The sequence below is a fragment of the Azospirillum aestuarii genome (assembly GCF_016632405.1).
Classification (GTDB): Bacteria; Pseudomonadota; Alphaproteobacteria; order Azospirillales; family Azospirillaceae; genus Azospirillum; species Azospirillum aestuarii.
Window position 1 is genome coordinate 87,761 of the sequence record NZ_JAEPIV010000001.1, and the last position, 15,928, is coordinate 103,688.

A 15,928-nucleotide genomic window follows, 5' to 3' on the forward strand; every position below is an offset into this window, starting at 1 on the left:
ATGACGTCCCAAGACCCCGTCCTCGACATCCAGGAGAAGCCGCTCCGCGACGCGCTGAGCGAGCGGTATCTGAGCTACGCGCTGTCCACCATCATGGCGCGGTCGCTGCCCGACGTGCGCGATGGGCTGAAGCCGGTGCACCGGCGGCTGCTCTACGCCATGAGCCAGCTGCGGCTCGACCCCTCGACGCCGCCGAAGAAGTCGGCCCGCGTGGTCGGCGACGTGATCGGCAAGTTCCACCCGCACGGCGACACCTCGGTCTACGACGCGCTGGTCCGTCTGGCGCAGGACTTCGCGGTGCGCTACCCGCTGGTGGACGGGCAGGGGAACTTCGGCAACATCGACGGCGACAACGCCGCGGCCATGCGCTACACCGAGGCGCGCCTGACCGACGTCGCCAAGGCCCTGCTGGAGGGCATCGACGAGGACGCGGTCGATTTCCGCCCGACCTACGACGGCGACGGGGATGAGCCGGCGGTTCTGCCCGCCAACTTCCCCAACCTGCTCGCCAACGGCTCCAGCGGCATCGCGGTCGGCATGGCGACCAACATCCCGCCGCACAACGCCGCCCAGCTCTGCTCCGCCCTGCGGCTGATCGTGAAGTACCGGCAGCGCCGCGAGAAGGCGCTCATGGCCGAGAAGGAAGCGCCGCCCCCTCCGTCGATCGAGGATCTGGTCACCCTGATCTCCGGCCCCGACTTCCCGACCGGCGGCGTGCTGGTGGAGCCGCGGGCCAACGTGGTGGAGGCATACCGGACCGGGCGCGGCTCCTTCCGCCTTCGCGCCAGGTGGGAAGTGGAAAAGCTGGGGCAGGGCACCTGGCAGGTCGTCGTCACCGAGGTCCCGTATCAGGTGCAGAAGGCCCGTCTGGTCGAGAAGATCGCGGAGCTTCTGACCAACCGCAAGCTGCTGCTGCTGGAGGACGTGCGCGACGAGTCGGCGGAGGACGTGCGTCTCGTCCTGGTGCCGAAGAGCCGCAACGTCGACCCCGAGGTCCTGATGGCCTCGCTGTTCCAGACGACCGATCTGGAAATCCGCTTCGCCATGAACATGAACGTGCTGGGCAAGGACAACGCCCCGCGCGTCATGAACCTGTTCGAGGTGCTGGACGCCTTCCTCGACCATCGGATGGAGGTTCTGGAGCGCCGCTCCCGTCACCGGCTGGCCAAGATCGACCACCGGTTGGAGGTGCTGGGCGGTTATCTCATCGCTTATCTGAATCTTGACGAGGTGATCCGCATCATCCGCGAGGAGGACGAGCCGAAGCAGGAGCTGATGCGCGCCTTCTCCCTGACCGAGGTGCAGGCCGAGGCCATCCTCAACATGCGGCTGCGCAACCTGCGCAAGCTGGAGGAGATGGAGATCCAGCGCGAGAACGACGCGCTGAGCGCCGAGAGGGCCGGGTTGACGGAGCTTCTCTCCGACACGGTCCTGCGCTGGGAACGGATCGGCAAGGAGACGGAGGACACGCGCAAGCGTTTCGGCGAGGATCGCCGGACGCAGGTGGCCGTCGCGACGGCGATCATCGACATCCCCGTCGACGCCATGGTGGAGCGCGAGCCGCTGACCGTCCTGTGCTCGCAGAAGGGCTGGATTCGCGCGGTGCGCGGCCATCTGACTGACGCCGAGCGCCTCGACGTGAAGTACAAGGAAGGCGACAAGGAAGGTTTCTGGGTCCATTGCGAGACCACCGACAAGCTCCTCGTCTTCGGCACCAACGGCAAGTTCTACACGCTGTCCGCCGACAAGCTGCCGCGCGGGCGCGGCTTCGGCGAGCCGGTGCGGCTGATGATCGACCTCGGCAACGAGGCGGACATCATCACCCTGTTCAAGCACCAGCCCGACCGGCGCCTGCTCGTCGCGTCGGAGGACGGACGCGGCTTCCAGGTCGAGGAGAACGAAATCGTCGCCCAGACCCGCTCCGGCAAGCAGATCCTCAACCCCGACGACAACAAGGACGCCAAGATCTGCATCCCGGCGGAGGGCGATCATGTCGCCGTCATCGGCAACAACCGCCTGCTGCTGGTCTTCCCGCTGGATCAGGTGCCGGTGATGGCCCGCGGCAAGGGCGTTCAGCTTCAGAAGTACAAGGACGGCAGCCTGTCCGACCTCAAGGTCTTCACCATCGCCGAGGGGCTGAGCTGGAAGCACGGCGAGCGGCAGTTCAACGTCACCAACCTGACCGGCTGGCTGGGCAACCGCGCGGGCGTGGGCAAGATGCCGCCCAACGGCTTCCCCAAGGTCAACCGCTTTACGTAATTTGGCGGTTCGCGCGGTTTGGCGCTTCATCTGACCTGGATGACCTAACGTTGCACGCAAACGGGGGGCTTTTGGCTCCCCGTTTCACTTTTGGCGGAATTCCCGACGGAAAGTTCCCGAATTGGTAGGGTTGAGCCATGCTCGGACTTGAACTCTGACCCGCGATTCCGGCATAGTCATCGTATCAAAAGGAACTCGGTGCCGTCGGCCGAAGCGGTGCCCCGAACGGGGGCATCAGGGCCGAAGGAACACCGGGCGACAGGGGAGGCACGCGCATGGTCACCACAGATCCGTGTGAAGGCACAGCGGTGGCACGGGGTCCCATCGGCTCCGGCAGTCCCGGTCCGTGACCCGCACGGTGACGTCGATCCGGCGTTGCCAGATAACTTCCAACAAACAACAGCCTTTCGGTTCGCACGCCGCGCTCCCTTTCCGGGGGCCGGAACGGCGGCGTGCACCCGCGCCGGGACGAGAGGACCCAAGGAGACCGCCATGAAACGCCGTACCTTCATCACCAGCGCCGGTGTCGGTGTCGCCGCCAGCACGCTGGCCGCCCCCGCCATCGCGCAGAGCAACCCCGAGATCAAGTGGCGCTGCGCCTCGAGCTTTCCCAAGAGCCTGGACACCATCTACGGTGGTGCCGAGCGGGTGGCCAAGCGGGTCGCCGAGATGACCGAGGGCAAGTTCCAGATCCGCACCTTCGCCAGCGGCGAGATCGTTCCCGGCCTGCAGGTGCTGGACGCCGTGAAGGACGGCACCGTGGAGTGCGGCCACACCGTCTCCTATTATTACGTCGGCAAGGACCCGACCTTCGCCTTCGACGCGGCGATGCCCTTCGGCCTGAATGCCCGCCAGCAGAACGCCTGGATGACCCACGGCGGCGGCATGGACCTGATGCGCGAGTTCTTCAAGGGCTACAACATCATCCAGTTCGCGGCGGGCAACACCGGCACCCAGATGGGCGGCTGGTTCCGCAACGAGTTGAAGTCCGTTGAGGACCTCAAGGGCCTGAAGTTCCGCATCGGCGGCTACGCCGGCACCATCCTGCAACGCCTGGGCGTCGTGCCGCAGCAGATCGCCGGCGGCGACATCTATCCGGCGCTGGAGAAGGGGACCATCGACGCGGCGGAGTGGGTCGGCCCCTACGACGATGAAAAGCTGGGCTTCAACAAGGTCGCCAAATACTACTACTATCCCGGCTGGTGGGAAGGCGGTCCGCAGGTCTCCTTCCTCGTCAGCCTGCCGCAATGGGAGCAGCTTCCCAAGCATTATCAGGCGGTTCTGGAAGCGGCCTGCGCCGACGCGACCGCCGACATGGTCGGCAAGTACGACGTGGTGAACATGCACGCGCTGAAGCGTCTGGTCGGCGCCGGCACGGTGCTGAAGCCCTACCCGCGCGACATCCTGCAGGCCTGCTATCAGGCCACCTTCGACGTCTACGAGGAGGAGGCCGCGAAGAACGAGAAGTTCCGCAAGGTCTACGAGCAGTGGCGCAAGTTCCGCGACGAGGAATATCTGTGGTTCCGCGTCGCCGAGAATACCTTCGACAACTTCGTCTACTCGGCCCCGACGCCGAAAAAGAAGTCCTGACAAAGCCGGACACGAAAAAGCCCCGCGAAAGCGGGGCTTTTTTTGTGCCGATGACCCGGTTGGCTTTCCGCTCCCGGGTCCTCCCCCGCAGGGCGGGAGAGGAGGGAGAGGTAGGCCGGTTACTTGCCCTGCAACTGCCGCATGAGGTCGGCGTTGGGGTCCTCGGCGGGCTGTTCCGGCGCGCCGAAGGGCGGCGGCGGTTCGCCCGAATCGAAGGCCGGGATCTCGATCTGGATGTTGTCGATGTCGATCGGCTCGCCGCGGTCCAGGCCGGAGAAGACCATCTCCGGGAACATGATGACCAGCGCCACCATGATCAGCTGGATGCAGACGAATGGCACAGCACCCCAGTAGATCTGGCCGGTGGTGATCTTCTTGATAATCTTCCCGGTGATCTTGTCCTTGTAATCCTCCCGTGGAGCGACGCTTCGCAGGAAGAACAGGGCGAAACCGAAGGGCGGATGCATGAAGGAGGTCTGCATGTTGACGCCCAGCAGGACGCCGAACCAGATCAGGTCGATGCCCAGCTTTTCCGCGACCGGGGCGAGCAGCGGCACGATGATGAAGGCCAGCTCGAAGAAGTCGAGGAAGAAGGCGAGCAGGAAGACCATGATGTTGACGACGATCAGGAAGCCCAGTTCGCCGCCCGGCAGGCCGGTCAGCAGATGCTCCACCCACAGGTCGCCGTTCACGGCGCGGAACACCAGACCGAAGACCGTCGAGCCGATCAGGATGAAGATAACGAAGGAGGACAGTTTCGCCGTCGTGTCCATCGCCTGACGCATCAGCGACCAGCTCAGCTGCCGCTTGATGAGCGCCAGGATCATGGCGCCCGTGGCGCCCATGGCGCCGCCTTCCGTCGGCGTCGCGATGCCGAGGAAGATGGTGCCCAGCACCAGGAAGATCAGGACCAGCGGCGGCACCAGCGAGGTCAGCACCCGGAACAGGAGCTGGAAGCCGCGCAGGCTCCGCGCCTCCGGCGGCAGGGCCGGGGTGTACTCGGGGCGGACGATGCTGGTGATCAGGATGTAGCCGGTGTAGAGACCCGTCAGCACCAGGCCGGGGACCAGGGCGCCGGCGTACATGTCGCCGACCGAACGGCCGAGCTGGTCGGCCAGGATGATCAGCACCAGCGACGGCGGGATGATCTGAGCCAGCGTGCCCGACGCCGCGATGACGCCGGTGGCGACCCGCCGGTCATAGCCGTAGCGCAGCATGATCGGCAGCGAGATCAGGCCCATCGAGATCACCGACGCGGCAACCACGCCCGTCGTGGCGGCGAGCAGCGCGCCGACGAAGATCACGGCGTAGGCCAGACCGCCGCGCAGCGGGCCGAAGAGCTGCCCGACCGTGTCGAGCAGATCCTCGGCCATGCCGGATCGTTCGAGGATCAGGCCCATGAAGGTGAAGAAGGGAATGGCCAGCAGCGTGTCGTTGCGCATGATGCCGAAGACGCGCTCCGGCAACGCCTGGAACAGCGCCGGGGTCAGCAGACCCAGCTCGATGCCGATCAGACCGAAGAGGAGGCCGTTCGCGGCGAGCGCGAAGGCGACCGGGAAACCCATCAATAGGAAAAGAACAAGCGCCGCGAACATCAGCGGCGCCATGTTCTCAATGAGGAAGGCGGCCATCGTGTGTGGTCCCCGGTCTCTTAGGAGTGGCTGTGCATCTTCTCGCCGGGCTCGTCAATGAGACCGGCCAGAAAGGCGATGCGCTTGATCAGCTCGGACACCGCCTGCATGGTCAGCAGGAAGAAACCGGCGGGAACCAGGATCTTGGCAGGCCAGCGGATCAGGCCGCCGGCGTCGCTCGACATCTCCTTGGTGATGAAGCTGTCCCAGAACATCGGCCAGGAAAGCCACATGATCAGGATGGCCATCGGGAACAGGAAGACGACGATCCCGAAGATGTCCACCATGCACTGGACGCGCCTGGAGAAGCGACCGAGCACGATGTCGATCCGGATGTGTTCGTTGCGCAGGAACGTGTAGCCCGAGCACAACAGGAAAATCGCGGAGAACAAATACCATTGCAGCTCAAGCCAGGCGTTGGAGCTGTAATGGAGGCTGTAGCGGATGACCGCGTTGCCGGCGCTGACAATCACGGCGACCAGCACCAGCCAATAAACGAGTTTGCCGATGCCGTTGTTGACAGCATCGATCAGCCCGCTGATTCGGAGCAGGAACCTCAACGGAGAGCCTCCCTGTTGGTTTGGAACGGGTATACCCCGTCCGTTCCTTTTGTTGCCCTGTGAACGGTGGCGCTGGGCGCCGGTTCAATCTTTTATGGTAACACCAAGGGTGTGTATTCTGCGGCAATATTCCGCAGGCGGCCCCGCTATGCAAGGGCTTGAAGGCCCTTATACGTGATTGCCCCAATATTCCCCAGTGATGGGCAATCCGAAAGGCGTTCAGTCAGTCGGTCGAACCGTTCGGCAGGCGGAACCAGCCGTCGCGGCCCAACGCCTCCAGCGGGCGGAACTTGGCCTTGTAGGCCATCTTGCGGCTCTGCGCGATCCAGTAGCCGAGATAGACGTAGGGCAGCCCGTCCGCCCGGGCGCGCTCCAGCAGGCTGAGGATCAGGAAGCTGCCCAGGCTGCGGCGGTCCTGGCGGGGGTCGTAGAAGCTGTAGACCGCGGAATAGCCGTCGGTCAGCCGGTCGGTCAGCATGCAGCCGACCAGCCGCCCCTCGGCGTCGCGGGCTTCGAACAGGCTGGTGTCGGCCCGCCCCTCGTCGATCATGGCGGCGAAATCGGCCATCGCCATGCGCGCCATGTCGGATTCGCCGTGGCGGGAGTTCTGGTAGAGCGAGAAGAGCCGGTACTGCTCCGTCGTGGCGGCGGCGGGGGCCTCCGCCAGGGTCAGGTCGCCGTTGGCCCGGCGGACGCGCTTCTGCGACCGGGTGGGGGCGAAGGAGGCCACCGGGATGCGGACCGGGACGCAGGCCTGGCAGTTCGGGCAGACGGGCCGGTAGACGATGTCGTGGCTGCGCCGGAAGCCGGCCCGCGACAGGGTGGAATTGACCTCCGCCGAATGGGGGCCCAACAGCCGGGTGAACAGCTTGCGCTCCACCCGGCCCGGCAGATAGGGGCAGGGCATCGGCCCGGACCGGAAGAACTGCTGGAGCGGGCGGAGTTGCGGCTGGATGACCGACATCGGCTGGCTGACTTCTGAATCACCGGCCCGGGGCCGGCTGTTGGGGTTCGGCGGCTGGAGAGGTGCTGAACGGAGGTTGCCTTAACGGAAGTTACTGGGACTGGCTCTGGGTCATGGTGACGGTGTCCTGGCCGAAAAAGGCGCGTCCGATCTCGGTGGTGATGCCGCAGAGCTGGGCCTGCACGCCGTCCAGATACTCGTGCAGGCCGAGCTGGATCACCTCCTCGATCGGGCGTGCCAGAAGCGCGCCGAGCAACTCGTCCACCTTCTCCATCGCATCACTGCCGTTGCGCAGGGTGTAACGGGACTTCAGGCGGGTCAAGAGGCCGTCGATCTGTCGCACACACATCACAACGGATCGCGGGAATCCCTCGTTGAACATCATGAAGCCGGCGACCGTGGTGGGCGACATGCCGCGCGGGTAGACGCGCCGGAAGGCGTGGTACCCGGCGGCGGAGCGCAGCACCGTCGTCCACTGGCTCATGTCCAGCGTGGAGCCGACCACCACGGGGGAGGGCAGCAGCGTGTGGTACTTGATGTCGAGCAGGCGGGTGGTCTGGTCCGCCCGCTCGATGTACTTGCCGAGCTGGTAGAAGTACCAGCCCTGGTCGCGGTAGAAGGTGCCCTCGGTGATGCCGGTGTGGGTCTGGCACTCCTCCTTGATCCAGGTGCAGACCTTGGACAGGTTGGACAGGGCGACGTCCTTGCCGTTCATCTCCACCAGCTTGTTGTGGAACACGTTGATCTGCGTCCACATCTCGGTGGAGATCCAGGGGCGCAGGACGCGGGCGTTCTCCCGCGCCATGCGCAGCATGGAAACCAGCGAGTTCGTGTGCTGGGTGTCGAACATGTAGTAATGGACCACCGCCTCCGCCGTGGGGCGGTCGTGGCGGCTGAAGAAGTCCTTCTCGTCGGCATTGAGCTGGACGATGGAGAACCAATTGGTCATCCCCCGCGTGTCGCGCGCGAAGGTCTCATGCACGTCCAGGATTCGGGCGAGATTCTCGGCGCGCTCCATGTAACGCGCCATCCAGAAAATGCATTCGGCGTAACGGGCCAGCAGATTCACGACGCGCTCCCTTCCTGTGCGCCATCCTGGAGAACCCAGGTGTCCTTGGACCCGCCGCCCTGCGACGAGTTGACGATCAGCGTGCCCTTCTTCAGCGCCACGCGGGTCAGGCCGCCGGGCAGCACCCAGGTGTTCTTTCCCGTGATGGCGAAGGGGCGCAGATCGACGTGGCGGGGATCGATGCCGTCGTCGGTCACGGTGGGGCAGACCGACAGGTCGACCACCGGCTGGCTGATGTAGTTGGACGGATCGGCCAGCAGCTTGGCCCGGCAATCCGCCAACTCCTCCTTGCTGGCGCGCGGGCCGATGGTGATGCCGTAGCCGCCGGCCTCGCCGACCGGCTTCACCACCAGCTTGTCCAGGTTGTCCAGCGTGTAGCGCAGCGCGTCGGCCTCGCGGCAGATGCGCGTGTCCACGTTGGGGATGATCGCCTCCTGGTCCAGGTAGTATTTGATCATCCGCGGGACGTAGCAGTAGATCGCCTTGTCGTCCGCCACGCCGGTGCCGATGGCGTTGGCCAGCGCCACGTTGCCCTTGCGGTAGGCCTCCAGCAGGCCCGGCACGCCCAGCATGCTGTCCGGGTTGAAGGCCTTGGGATCGATGAAGGCGTCGTCGATGCGGCGGTAGATCGAATCGACGCGCGCCAGACCGTTGGTGGTCTTCATGTAGACGCGGTCGTTCTCCACCACCAGATCGCGGCCCTCGACCAGCGGCACGCCCATCTCGCGCGCCAGGAAGATGTGCTCGAAATAGGCGGAGTTGTAGGAGCCGGGCGACAGCAGCACGACCTGTGGGTCGGCCACGTCCTGCGGCGCGATCTCCATCATCGCGTCGAGCAGCTTGTGCCCGTAATTGTCCACCGGGCGGATGCCAATGTCCTGCATCAGGTCGGGGAACACGCGCTGCATCATGTGGCGGTTTTCGACCACGTAGGACACGCCGGACGGCACGCGCCCGTTGTCCTCCAGCACGCGGAAGGTCCCCTCGCGGTCGCGGACCAGATCCGTGCCCATGATGTGGATGTAGGTGTCGAACGGCACGTCCAGCCCGACCATCTGCGGCCGGAAGCAGCCGTTGCCCAGCACGAGGTCGGTGGGGATCACCCCGTCCTTCAGGATCTTCTGGTCGTGATAGATGTCGTGGAGGAACAGGTTCAGCGCCGTGACGCGCTGAGTGATCCCCGCCTCCAGATGCGCCCATTCCTTGGCCGAAATGACCCGTGGAATGATGTCGAAGGGAAGAATCCGGTCCACCGCATCCTTGTTCGAGTAAACGAGGAAGGTGATGCCCAGATTGTACAGTTCTCGTTCGGCGTCCTGCGACCGCCGCAACAGATCCCCGAAGTTCAGACCGGCCAGTCTCTGCCGGATCAGTGCCGAGTGCTCGGCTGGATAATCACGGCCTCCGAACAATTCGTCGTAGTAAAGGCCGGGATCGTAGTTCGTCAAAAGGTCAGTCGCCTTGCCTTCGGGTACGCTCACAGACTCCCCCGCAGCTAACGCCCTTGATTGACCGATGCCATGTGGCAATGGTGTCTGCCGCGAAGTATGAACCATCGCTTCGCCATTTGAACAGGGCAAACATTCCCCGCGTTGTGCGGCGCATCGACAAAACAAGAAGGGGCACGTTCAAAGGCAAGGAACTAACGCCTTGGTACCAGCGCCGCATCGGCTTTGGTATCAGTTCGTGGCGGCGGGAGCGGCTGGGGTCTTGCTTTCGCGCAGCAGAACCATGCTGATGCGCCGGTTGCGCGGGCTGCCCGGCTGGTCGGGCACCAGCAGATCGCGATCGGCGCGGCCGATCACGTCCTGGACGCGCTCTTCCGGGATGCCGCCGGCGATCAGGGCGCGGCGGGTGGCGTTGGCCCGTTCGGTGGAGAGGTCCCAGTTGTCGCGCCCGGCCCCGGAGGTGAAAGGGATGCCGTCGGTGTGGCCGCTGATCGACAGCTTGTTGGGCAGCTTGGCGAGCGCCTTGGCCACCTGCATGACGAGCTGGCGGGTCTGCGGGTACATCTGGCCCGATCCGCCGGGGAACATCGAGACGCGGTCCTGGTCCACGATCTGGATTCGCAAACCCTCGGGCGTCTGGTCGATCATCAGGTTCTGGGCCAGCGGCTCCAGTTCCGGCACGGATTGGATGGCTTGGCGGATCTCGGTGGCGGCCTGCTGGAACTGGCGGGCCTCCTTCTGGGCATCCTGCAGCTTCTCGCCGCCTTCCTTCACCCGTTCCGCGAAATCGGACAGCCGCTCGCCCGGCTTCTGACCGGGGATGCCGAGCTGCTTGGCCTGCTCCTCCAGCCGTTTCTGGTAGTCGAGGCGCGACTCGCTGGATTTCTGCTCGGCGGGCGAGGCCGGGGGTGAAGAGGGGGGCGGGGCGGCGTCGGTGGGATCGTTGGCCTCCTCGTCCTCCTGGGTCGAATGGCCGGGCGGGCCGGAGACCGGAACGTCGGCGGACATCGGGGAGGAGGGGGAGATCTGGGCGCCCGGCGCGGTGATGGTGCGCCCGCCCAGCATGCCGCCGGACCCGGAGCTTTCGCGGCTGACCGAGGTGGGCGAGAAATAGTCCGCGATGCCCTTGCGCTGGTCCGACGTGGTGACGTTGAGCAGCCACAGCAGCAGGAAGAAGGCCATCATCGCCGTCACGAAGTCGGCGTAGGCGACTTTCCAGGCGCCGCCATGGTGGCCGCCGTGGCCGCCCTTCTTCTTCTTGATGATGATCGGCCGTTCGCCGCCGGACGGGTTCGCTGACATGAAGCCTTGGCTGTATGGGGCCTTGAGGTCGGGAATTCGCGGCCAGTGCGGACGCCCGAAGGGTGGGCCATCATCCTTAAGATCCGTTTAATGCGGCGGATGGCGGCTTCCGGCCAACGCGGCAGGCGGCCGCTTCCGGACGGTCCGGGGCAGATGCGGCTTGCACCGAGGGTCCGGCTGGGATAATCCCGCTGTTTCGCCGTCGCACCCTCGCCCCAATAACCGACGAGCCCACACAGGCCGCCATGACCATCGACTCTCGGGCCTTCCGCAATGCCCTCGGATGCTTCGCCACCGGCATCGCCGTGGTCACCACCGTCGCCCCGGACGGCGAGCCGATCGGCGTGACCGTCAACTCCTTCTCGTCGGTGTCGCTCGACCCGCCGCTGGTGCAGTTCTGTCTGGGCCGCGCGGCCATGTCGTTCGAGGCCTTCACCACCGCGCCGTCCTTCGCGGTGAACATCCTGGCCGAAGGGCAGGCGGAACTGTCCAACCGCTTCTCGCGCCGCGACCTGCAGGAGCGCTGGGACGGGGTGGGTGTCGAGCGCTGGGACAGCGGCGTGCCGATCCTCACCGGCTGTCTCGCCAGCCTGGAGTGCGACCGGGAGCATGTCTATGACGGCGGCGACCACGTGATCATCGTGGGCCGCGTCCGCCGCCTGTCCGGCAGCGAGGACGGAAAGCCGCTGCTTTATTTCCGCGGCGTCTATTCGCAGCTTCCCTGAGCCGGGTCCGGGTCAGGAAATATCCGTCATCAGCTCCGTCGGAAAGCCCGCCTCCTCCATGTGGGCGACGAGGCGCTGGACGTGGCTGCGCCCGCGGGTTTCCAGCACCACGTCGATCTCGGCCATGCGCACCGGCACGTCGTGGAACAGGCGCTGGTGGTGCACCTCCACGATGTTGGCCCCGGCCTCGCCGAGCAGGCGGGCCACCCGGGCGAGCGCGCCGGGGGCGTCGGTGATGCCGATGCGCAGCCGCACCATGCGCCCCTCGTAGACCAGCCCGCGCGTCAGGACCTGCGCCAGGATGCGCGCGTCGATGTTGCCGCCGGACACGACGATGCCCACCCGTTTGCCGCGGAAGCGCTCCGGATCGTCCAGCACCGCGGCCAGCCCCGCCGCCCCGGCCCCCTCGGCGACCAGCTTCTGCACGGTGGCGAGGCGGTAGACGGCCTCCTCCAGCCGCGGCTCGCCCACCTCGACCACCGCGTCCACATGCCGGCGGACCAGCGGCAGGGTGACGGCGCCGGGGGCCTTGACCGCGATGCCGTCGGCGATGGTGGCGCCGCCGCAGGTGATGGGCTGCCCGGCCAGCGCCTGGCGCATCGACGGGAACATGGCGCATTCCACCCCGATCACCGCGATGTCCGGTTTCAGCGCCTTGGCCGCCACCGCCATGCCGCCGATCAGCCCGCCGCCGCCGACCGGCACCACCAGCATCTCCAGGTCCGGCGCGGCGTCGAGCAGTTCCAGGGCGGCGGTGCCCTGGCCGGCGGCGATCAGCGGATCGTCGTAGGGGTGCACGAAGACCAGCCCCTCGCGCGCCGCAAGTTCCTGGGCATAGGCCGCGGCGTCGCTCAGCGTCTCGCCGTGCAGTTCGACCCGCGCACCGAGGCTTTCCGTGCGCTCCACCTTGGTGAAGGGGGTAAAGGACGGCATCACGATGACCGAGCGGATGCCCAGCCGCGTGGCGTGGCAGGCCACCGCCTGGGCGTGGTTGCCCGCCGACATGGCGATCACCCCGGCCTGCCGCTCCGCTTCGCCCAGCGACAGCAGCTTGTTGAGGGCCCCGCGCTCCTTGAAGGAGCCGGTGAGGTGCTGGTTCTCCAGCTTCAGGACCACCGAACAGCCGGTGATCTCCGACAGGCGGGGCGAGGCTTCGGTGGGGGTGACCGGCAGGCGGTTCCCGATCCGCGCGGCGGCGGCGCGGACGTCGTCCAGAGTCAGGGGCAGTTCGGGGACGTCTTCAGTCATTGGGAACTCCCTGGACGGCTGGGGGAAAGCGTCAGCAGCGTGGCGCCGTCGCGGGCCAGCGTGCCGCGGTCGCCGGTCAGCCGCAGGCCGACGCCGTCGCGCCAGCCCCGCACCAGATCCCCCCAATGGGGCGACAGCGGGTTGCCCGACTGGCCGGTGGCGATGGAGAAGCGGGAGTTGCCGAGATCCGCCAGATCATAGACCGCGCGCAGTCCCGGACCGTGGACGTGGGAGAAGGGGTCCTGCGGGTCGCGCACGCGGGTGGTGCCGCGGTTGACGGTGAAGGCGCCGCCGCCGGTCGGGATGGACAGGTCGAACATTTCGCCGAGCAGCGGCACGCGGCCGAGAAGCCGGTGGTTCAGGGCGGCCTTGTGCTCTGCCCCCCAGCGCCAATTGTTCATGTCCGTTCCGTGGCGCCGCTCGATCTCCGCCAGCGCCGATTTCAGGGATCTGGCCAGCATGGCGGTGCAGTCCTCGCGGTCCGGCGTCGTGCGGTCGTCGCACCACTGCGGCGCCTGGGTCAGCACGCGGTGCAGGGCGCGGGGGCGCAGGTCCCAATAGCTCTGGAACAGAGGCCCCAGCTCGTCGGCGAAGACGCTGCGCACCAACTCCCGCTCCCACCAGGAGAAGATCAGCGGCTCGGCCCGGTCGCGGTCCATCCGCCCGTCCCAGCCGGCCAGACGGTCCAGCGCGGCGCGGGCCTGTCCGTCGAGGTCGGGCACGGTGCGCAGCGGCTCCAGCATCAGGGGCAGCAGGGCGCGCGCCGGCAGGGACAGCTCGTCCATCTGCTGGGCGGCGACTTCCTCCACCGTGTGCGGGCCGTCGCCCAGCATCTGCACGATCCGCTCCGCGCGGGCGGGGTCCGGCCATTCGGTCGCCAGGGCGTAGGGGTAGCCGGGGCCGACCACCGCGTTGTTGGCGTTGACGAACTGGCCCGACGGCGGATCGACCGCCTGGGGCAGCGCGTCGAAGGGGATGTAGCCGATCCAGTCGTATTCGCCGGTCCAGCCCGGCACCGGAACGCGCCCGTCGCCGCCGCGCCGCACGGGGACCAGTGCCGGCGACAGGAAGCCCAGCGTTCCCGCCGTGTCGGCATAGACGACGTTCTGCTGCGGCGCGACGTGGAGGAACAGCGCCTCGCGCACCGCCGCGGCGTCGGCGGCGTGGTTGAGGCGGTACAGCGCCTCCGCCGTGGTGTCGGCGGCGGTCAGGCCGGGGAAGGCCAGCGCCAGCACATGGCCCTCCGGCGCGGCGTCGGCGGCGTCCGGCGTGGTCAGCACCGGGCCATGCCGCGTCTCGCGCACCGTCAGCGTCTCGTCCGGCTGGCCGGCGATGCGGATCGTCTCCCGGCGCGTCCCGAAGGCCGCGCTGCCGTCTGGCGTCAGGTAGCGGCCGGGGTCCTGCGGGTCGAGCTTCTCGATGAACAGGTCCTGGGTGTCGCTGTGGGTGGTGGTGAAGCCCCAGGCGACGCGCCCGTTGTGCCCCAGGATGTGAAGCGGCACGCCGGGGATGGTCGCTCCGGCGATGCGGTGTTCCGGCGTCACGATGCGCGCCAGATACCACAGGATCGGCGCCTCCAGCCCGAGATGGGGATCGTTGGCGATGATCGGCTTGCCGGTCGCGCTGCGCACCCCGGTCAGCGCCCATTCGTTGGACGCGGTGTCGAAACCGAGGTCGGGCAAGGCGGCCAGCATACCTTGCAGGTCCATGCCGTCGAGCGCCGCCGCCAGGGTCACCGGGGCGGTGGGGTCCGAGTCCGGAAACAGATCGCGCATCTGCTCCGGCGTCAGGCTTTTCAGGGCGCTGGCGCGGAACAGCTCGTCCCGCGAATCGCCGGAGAGCTGGAGCGCCATCAGCTTGCCCCAGACGAGGCTGTCGGCGGGCCGCCACGGCTCCGGCGTGTGGCGCAGGAGCTGGAACTCGATGGGCAGCGCTTCGGGGCGCGTCTCCATCCAGGCGTTCACCCCGGCGGCGTAGGCGTCGAAGGCCAGGCGGGCTTCCGGCGACAGCTCCTCATAGGCCTCCTCGGCCCGGCGGTGGACGCCCAGCGTGCGCATGGAGCGGTCGAGCCGCAGCGCCCAGTCGCCGAAGCGCGTGCCGACCAGCTCGGCGAGCCGCCCGGCGGCGCTGCGCCGCATCGTCTCCATCTGCCACAGCCGGTCCTGCGCGTGGACGTAGCCGAGCGCGAAATAGGCATCCCGCTCGGTGGCGGCGAAGATGTGCGGGATGGCGTTGCGGTCGCGCAGGATCTCCACCGGGCCTTCCAGCCCCGGAACGGTGGCCGCGCCCTCGTAGGCTGGGGTCTGCTGGCGAAGCCACAGCAGGACTCCGCCCGCTCCCAGCACCGGCACCACGACCACCAGGGCGAGAACGGCGACCAGGATGGCCAGGGGCTTGCGGACGGCGCGGGGAATCATCGGGGGCCAGTGCTGGGAAAGGGGGCTCGGAAAGGGGGTTCGACAGACAGAGATGGGGATGGGGTTCGTCCGGGGCCATGCTCCTCAATTCCGCTTGCAGGCCTCGCAATCCGGATTTACGGCGCCGTGGCTTCCCTAAGGTATGCGACCAGATCCCGGCGGTCGGACGCGCTGGCGATGGTCTGCATCGGCATCTTGCTGCCGGGGGTCATCACGTCAGGGCCGATCTCGAACAGCCGGGCCACCGCCGCCTCGTCCCAGACGATGCCGCTGCCCTTCAGCGCCGGGGAGTAGTGGTAGCCCTCCACCGCACCGGCGGGGCGCCCGAACAGACCCCACAGCGTCGGGCCGGCGCGGTTGCCGCCGTCCGGCGTCAGCGTGTGGCAGAAGGCGCAGGCGCGGAACAAAGTCTTGCCGCGCTCCGGATCGGGCGCGTCGTCGCCCAGCGCGGGGCTGCCGGCGGCCAGCAGGAGAAGGACGGCCAGCGGCCACCTTCCATTCACGGCGCGTCGTCCGGATCGGTGACGGTCAGGGAGACCACCGACGTGTTGATGAGCAGCTTCCCGGCATTCTCGAAGTTCACGGTGACGCGGTCGCCGATGGCCGACTGCACCTGCCCAAGACCCCAGTCGGGGCGGGCAGGGTGGCGCACCCAGGCACCGGGAACCAGTGAATCGTCCATGCCGCGTCTCCTCCATCCCCCGGAATCGGTTAT

The 15,928-nt window shown here is 67.2% G+C and carries 13 protein-coding genes; 3 read left to right on the forward strand and 10 right to left on the reverse strand.

Annotated features, from left to right (window positions below):
• Positions 1 to 2,259: a DNA topoisomerase IV subunit A gene (parC, locus tag JJL56_RS00440; protein ID WP_200483797.1), complete on the forward strand. Its 2,259-nt coding sequence runs from the start codon at positions 1 to 3 to the stop codon at positions 2,257 to 2,259.
• Between the two features lie 492 nt (positions 2,260 to 2,751).
• Entirely contained in the window at positions 2,752 to 3,849 is a 1,098-nt protein-coding gene (locus JJL56_RS00445; RefSeq protein ID WP_145627228.1) for a TRAP transporter substrate-binding protein, read from the forward strand.
• A 119-nt stretch (positions 3,850 to 3,968) separates the two neighbouring features.
• Here the strand turns inward: JJL56_RS00445 and JJL56_RS00450 are convergent, their stop codons facing one another.
• The 6 genes from JJL56_RS00450 to JJL56_RS00475 all read right to left on the reverse strand — a co-directional run bounded on the left by JJL56_RS00450 (position 3,969) and on the right by JJL56_RS00475 (position 10,823).
• The gene (locus tag JJL56_RS00450; RefSeq protein ID WP_200483798.1) at positions 3,969 to 5,480 is read right to left on the reverse strand and encodes a TRAP transporter large permease; all 1,512 of its coding nucleotides are present in this window, start codon (positions 5,478 to 5,480) and stop codon (positions 3,969 to 3,971) included.
• 20 nt (positions 5,481 to 5,500) lie between these two features.
• Positions 5,501 to 6,040, reverse strand: a complete 540-nt coding sequence (locus JJL56_RS00455) for a TRAP transporter small permease subunit (protein ID WP_145627225.1) — start codon at positions 6,038 to 6,040, stop codon at positions 5,501 to 5,503.
• Positions 6,041 to 6,263: 223 nt separating this feature from the next.
• Positions 6,264 to 7,004, reverse strand: a complete 741-nt coding sequence (locus JJL56_RS00460; protein ID WP_200483799.1) for an arginyltransferase — start codon at positions 7,002 to 7,004, stop codon at positions 6,264 to 6,266.
• Between the two features lie 91 nt (positions 7,005 to 7,095).
• Positions 7,096 to 8,073, reverse strand: coding sequence for an alpha-E domain-containing protein (locus JJL56_RS00465; RefSeq protein ID WP_145627222.1), 978 nt, complete (start codon positions 8,071 to 8,073; stop codon positions 7,096 to 7,098).
• On the reverse strand, positions 8,070 to 9,554 hold the full coding sequence (locus JJL56_RS00470) for a circularly permuted type 2 ATP-grasp protein (RefSeq protein WP_186452993.1): 1,485 nt from the start codon (positions 9,552 to 9,554) through the stop codon (positions 8,070 to 8,072). The genes JJL56_RS00465 and JJL56_RS00470 overlap by 4 nt, the downstream gene beginning before the upstream one ends.
• A gap of 198 nt (positions 9,555 to 9,752) precedes the next feature.
• Positions 9,753 to 10,823 (reverse strand): flagellar motor protein MotB, encoded by a 1,071-nt coding sequence (locus JJL56_RS00475; protein WP_145627220.1) that lies wholly within the window; start codon positions 10,821 to 10,823, stop codon positions 9,753 to 9,755.
• A gap of 245 nt (positions 10,824 to 11,068) precedes the next feature.
• Between JJL56_RS00475 and JJL56_RS00480 the strand changes: the two genes are divergently transcribed.
• Positions 11,069 to 11,548: a flavin reductase family protein gene (locus JJL56_RS00480; protein ID WP_145627218.1), complete on the forward strand. Its 480-nt coding sequence runs from the start codon at positions 11,069 to 11,071 to the stop codon at positions 11,546 to 11,548.
• Between the two features lie 12 nt (positions 11,549 to 11,560).
• On the opposite strand, the gene JJL56_RS00485 is transcribed toward JJL56_RS00480, so the two are convergent.
• The 4 genes from JJL56_RS00485 to JJL56_RS00500 form a co-directional block, all read right to left on the reverse strand.
• Positions 11,561 to 12,796: a threonine ammonia-lyase gene (locus tag JJL56_RS00485; protein ID WP_247889541.1), complete on the reverse strand. Its 1,236-nt coding sequence runs from the start codon at positions 12,794 to 12,796 to the stop codon at positions 11,561 to 11,563.
• Positions 12,793 to 15,213: a penicillin acylase family protein gene (locus JJL56_RS00490; protein ID WP_200483800.1), complete on the reverse strand. Its 2,421-nt coding sequence runs from the start codon at positions 15,211 to 15,213 to the stop codon at positions 12,793 to 12,795. Before JJL56_RS00490 ends, JJL56_RS00485 begins: the two co-directional genes overlap by 4 nt.
• 116 nt (positions 15,214 to 15,329) lie before the next feature.
• Positions 15,330 to 15,716: a c-type cytochrome gene (locus JJL56_RS00495; protein WP_145627215.1), complete on the reverse strand. Its 387-nt coding sequence runs from the start codon at positions 15,714 to 15,716 to the stop codon at positions 15,330 to 15,332.
• A complete protein-coding gene (locus JJL56_RS00500) occupies positions 15,713 to 15,895 on the reverse strand; it encodes a DUF3553 domain-containing protein (RefSeq protein ID WP_145627214.1) in 183 nt (60 codons plus the stop codon). The genes JJL56_RS00495 and JJL56_RS00500 overlap by 4 nt, the downstream gene beginning before the upstream one ends.
• Positions 15,896 to 15,928 lie beyond the last annotated feature (33 nt).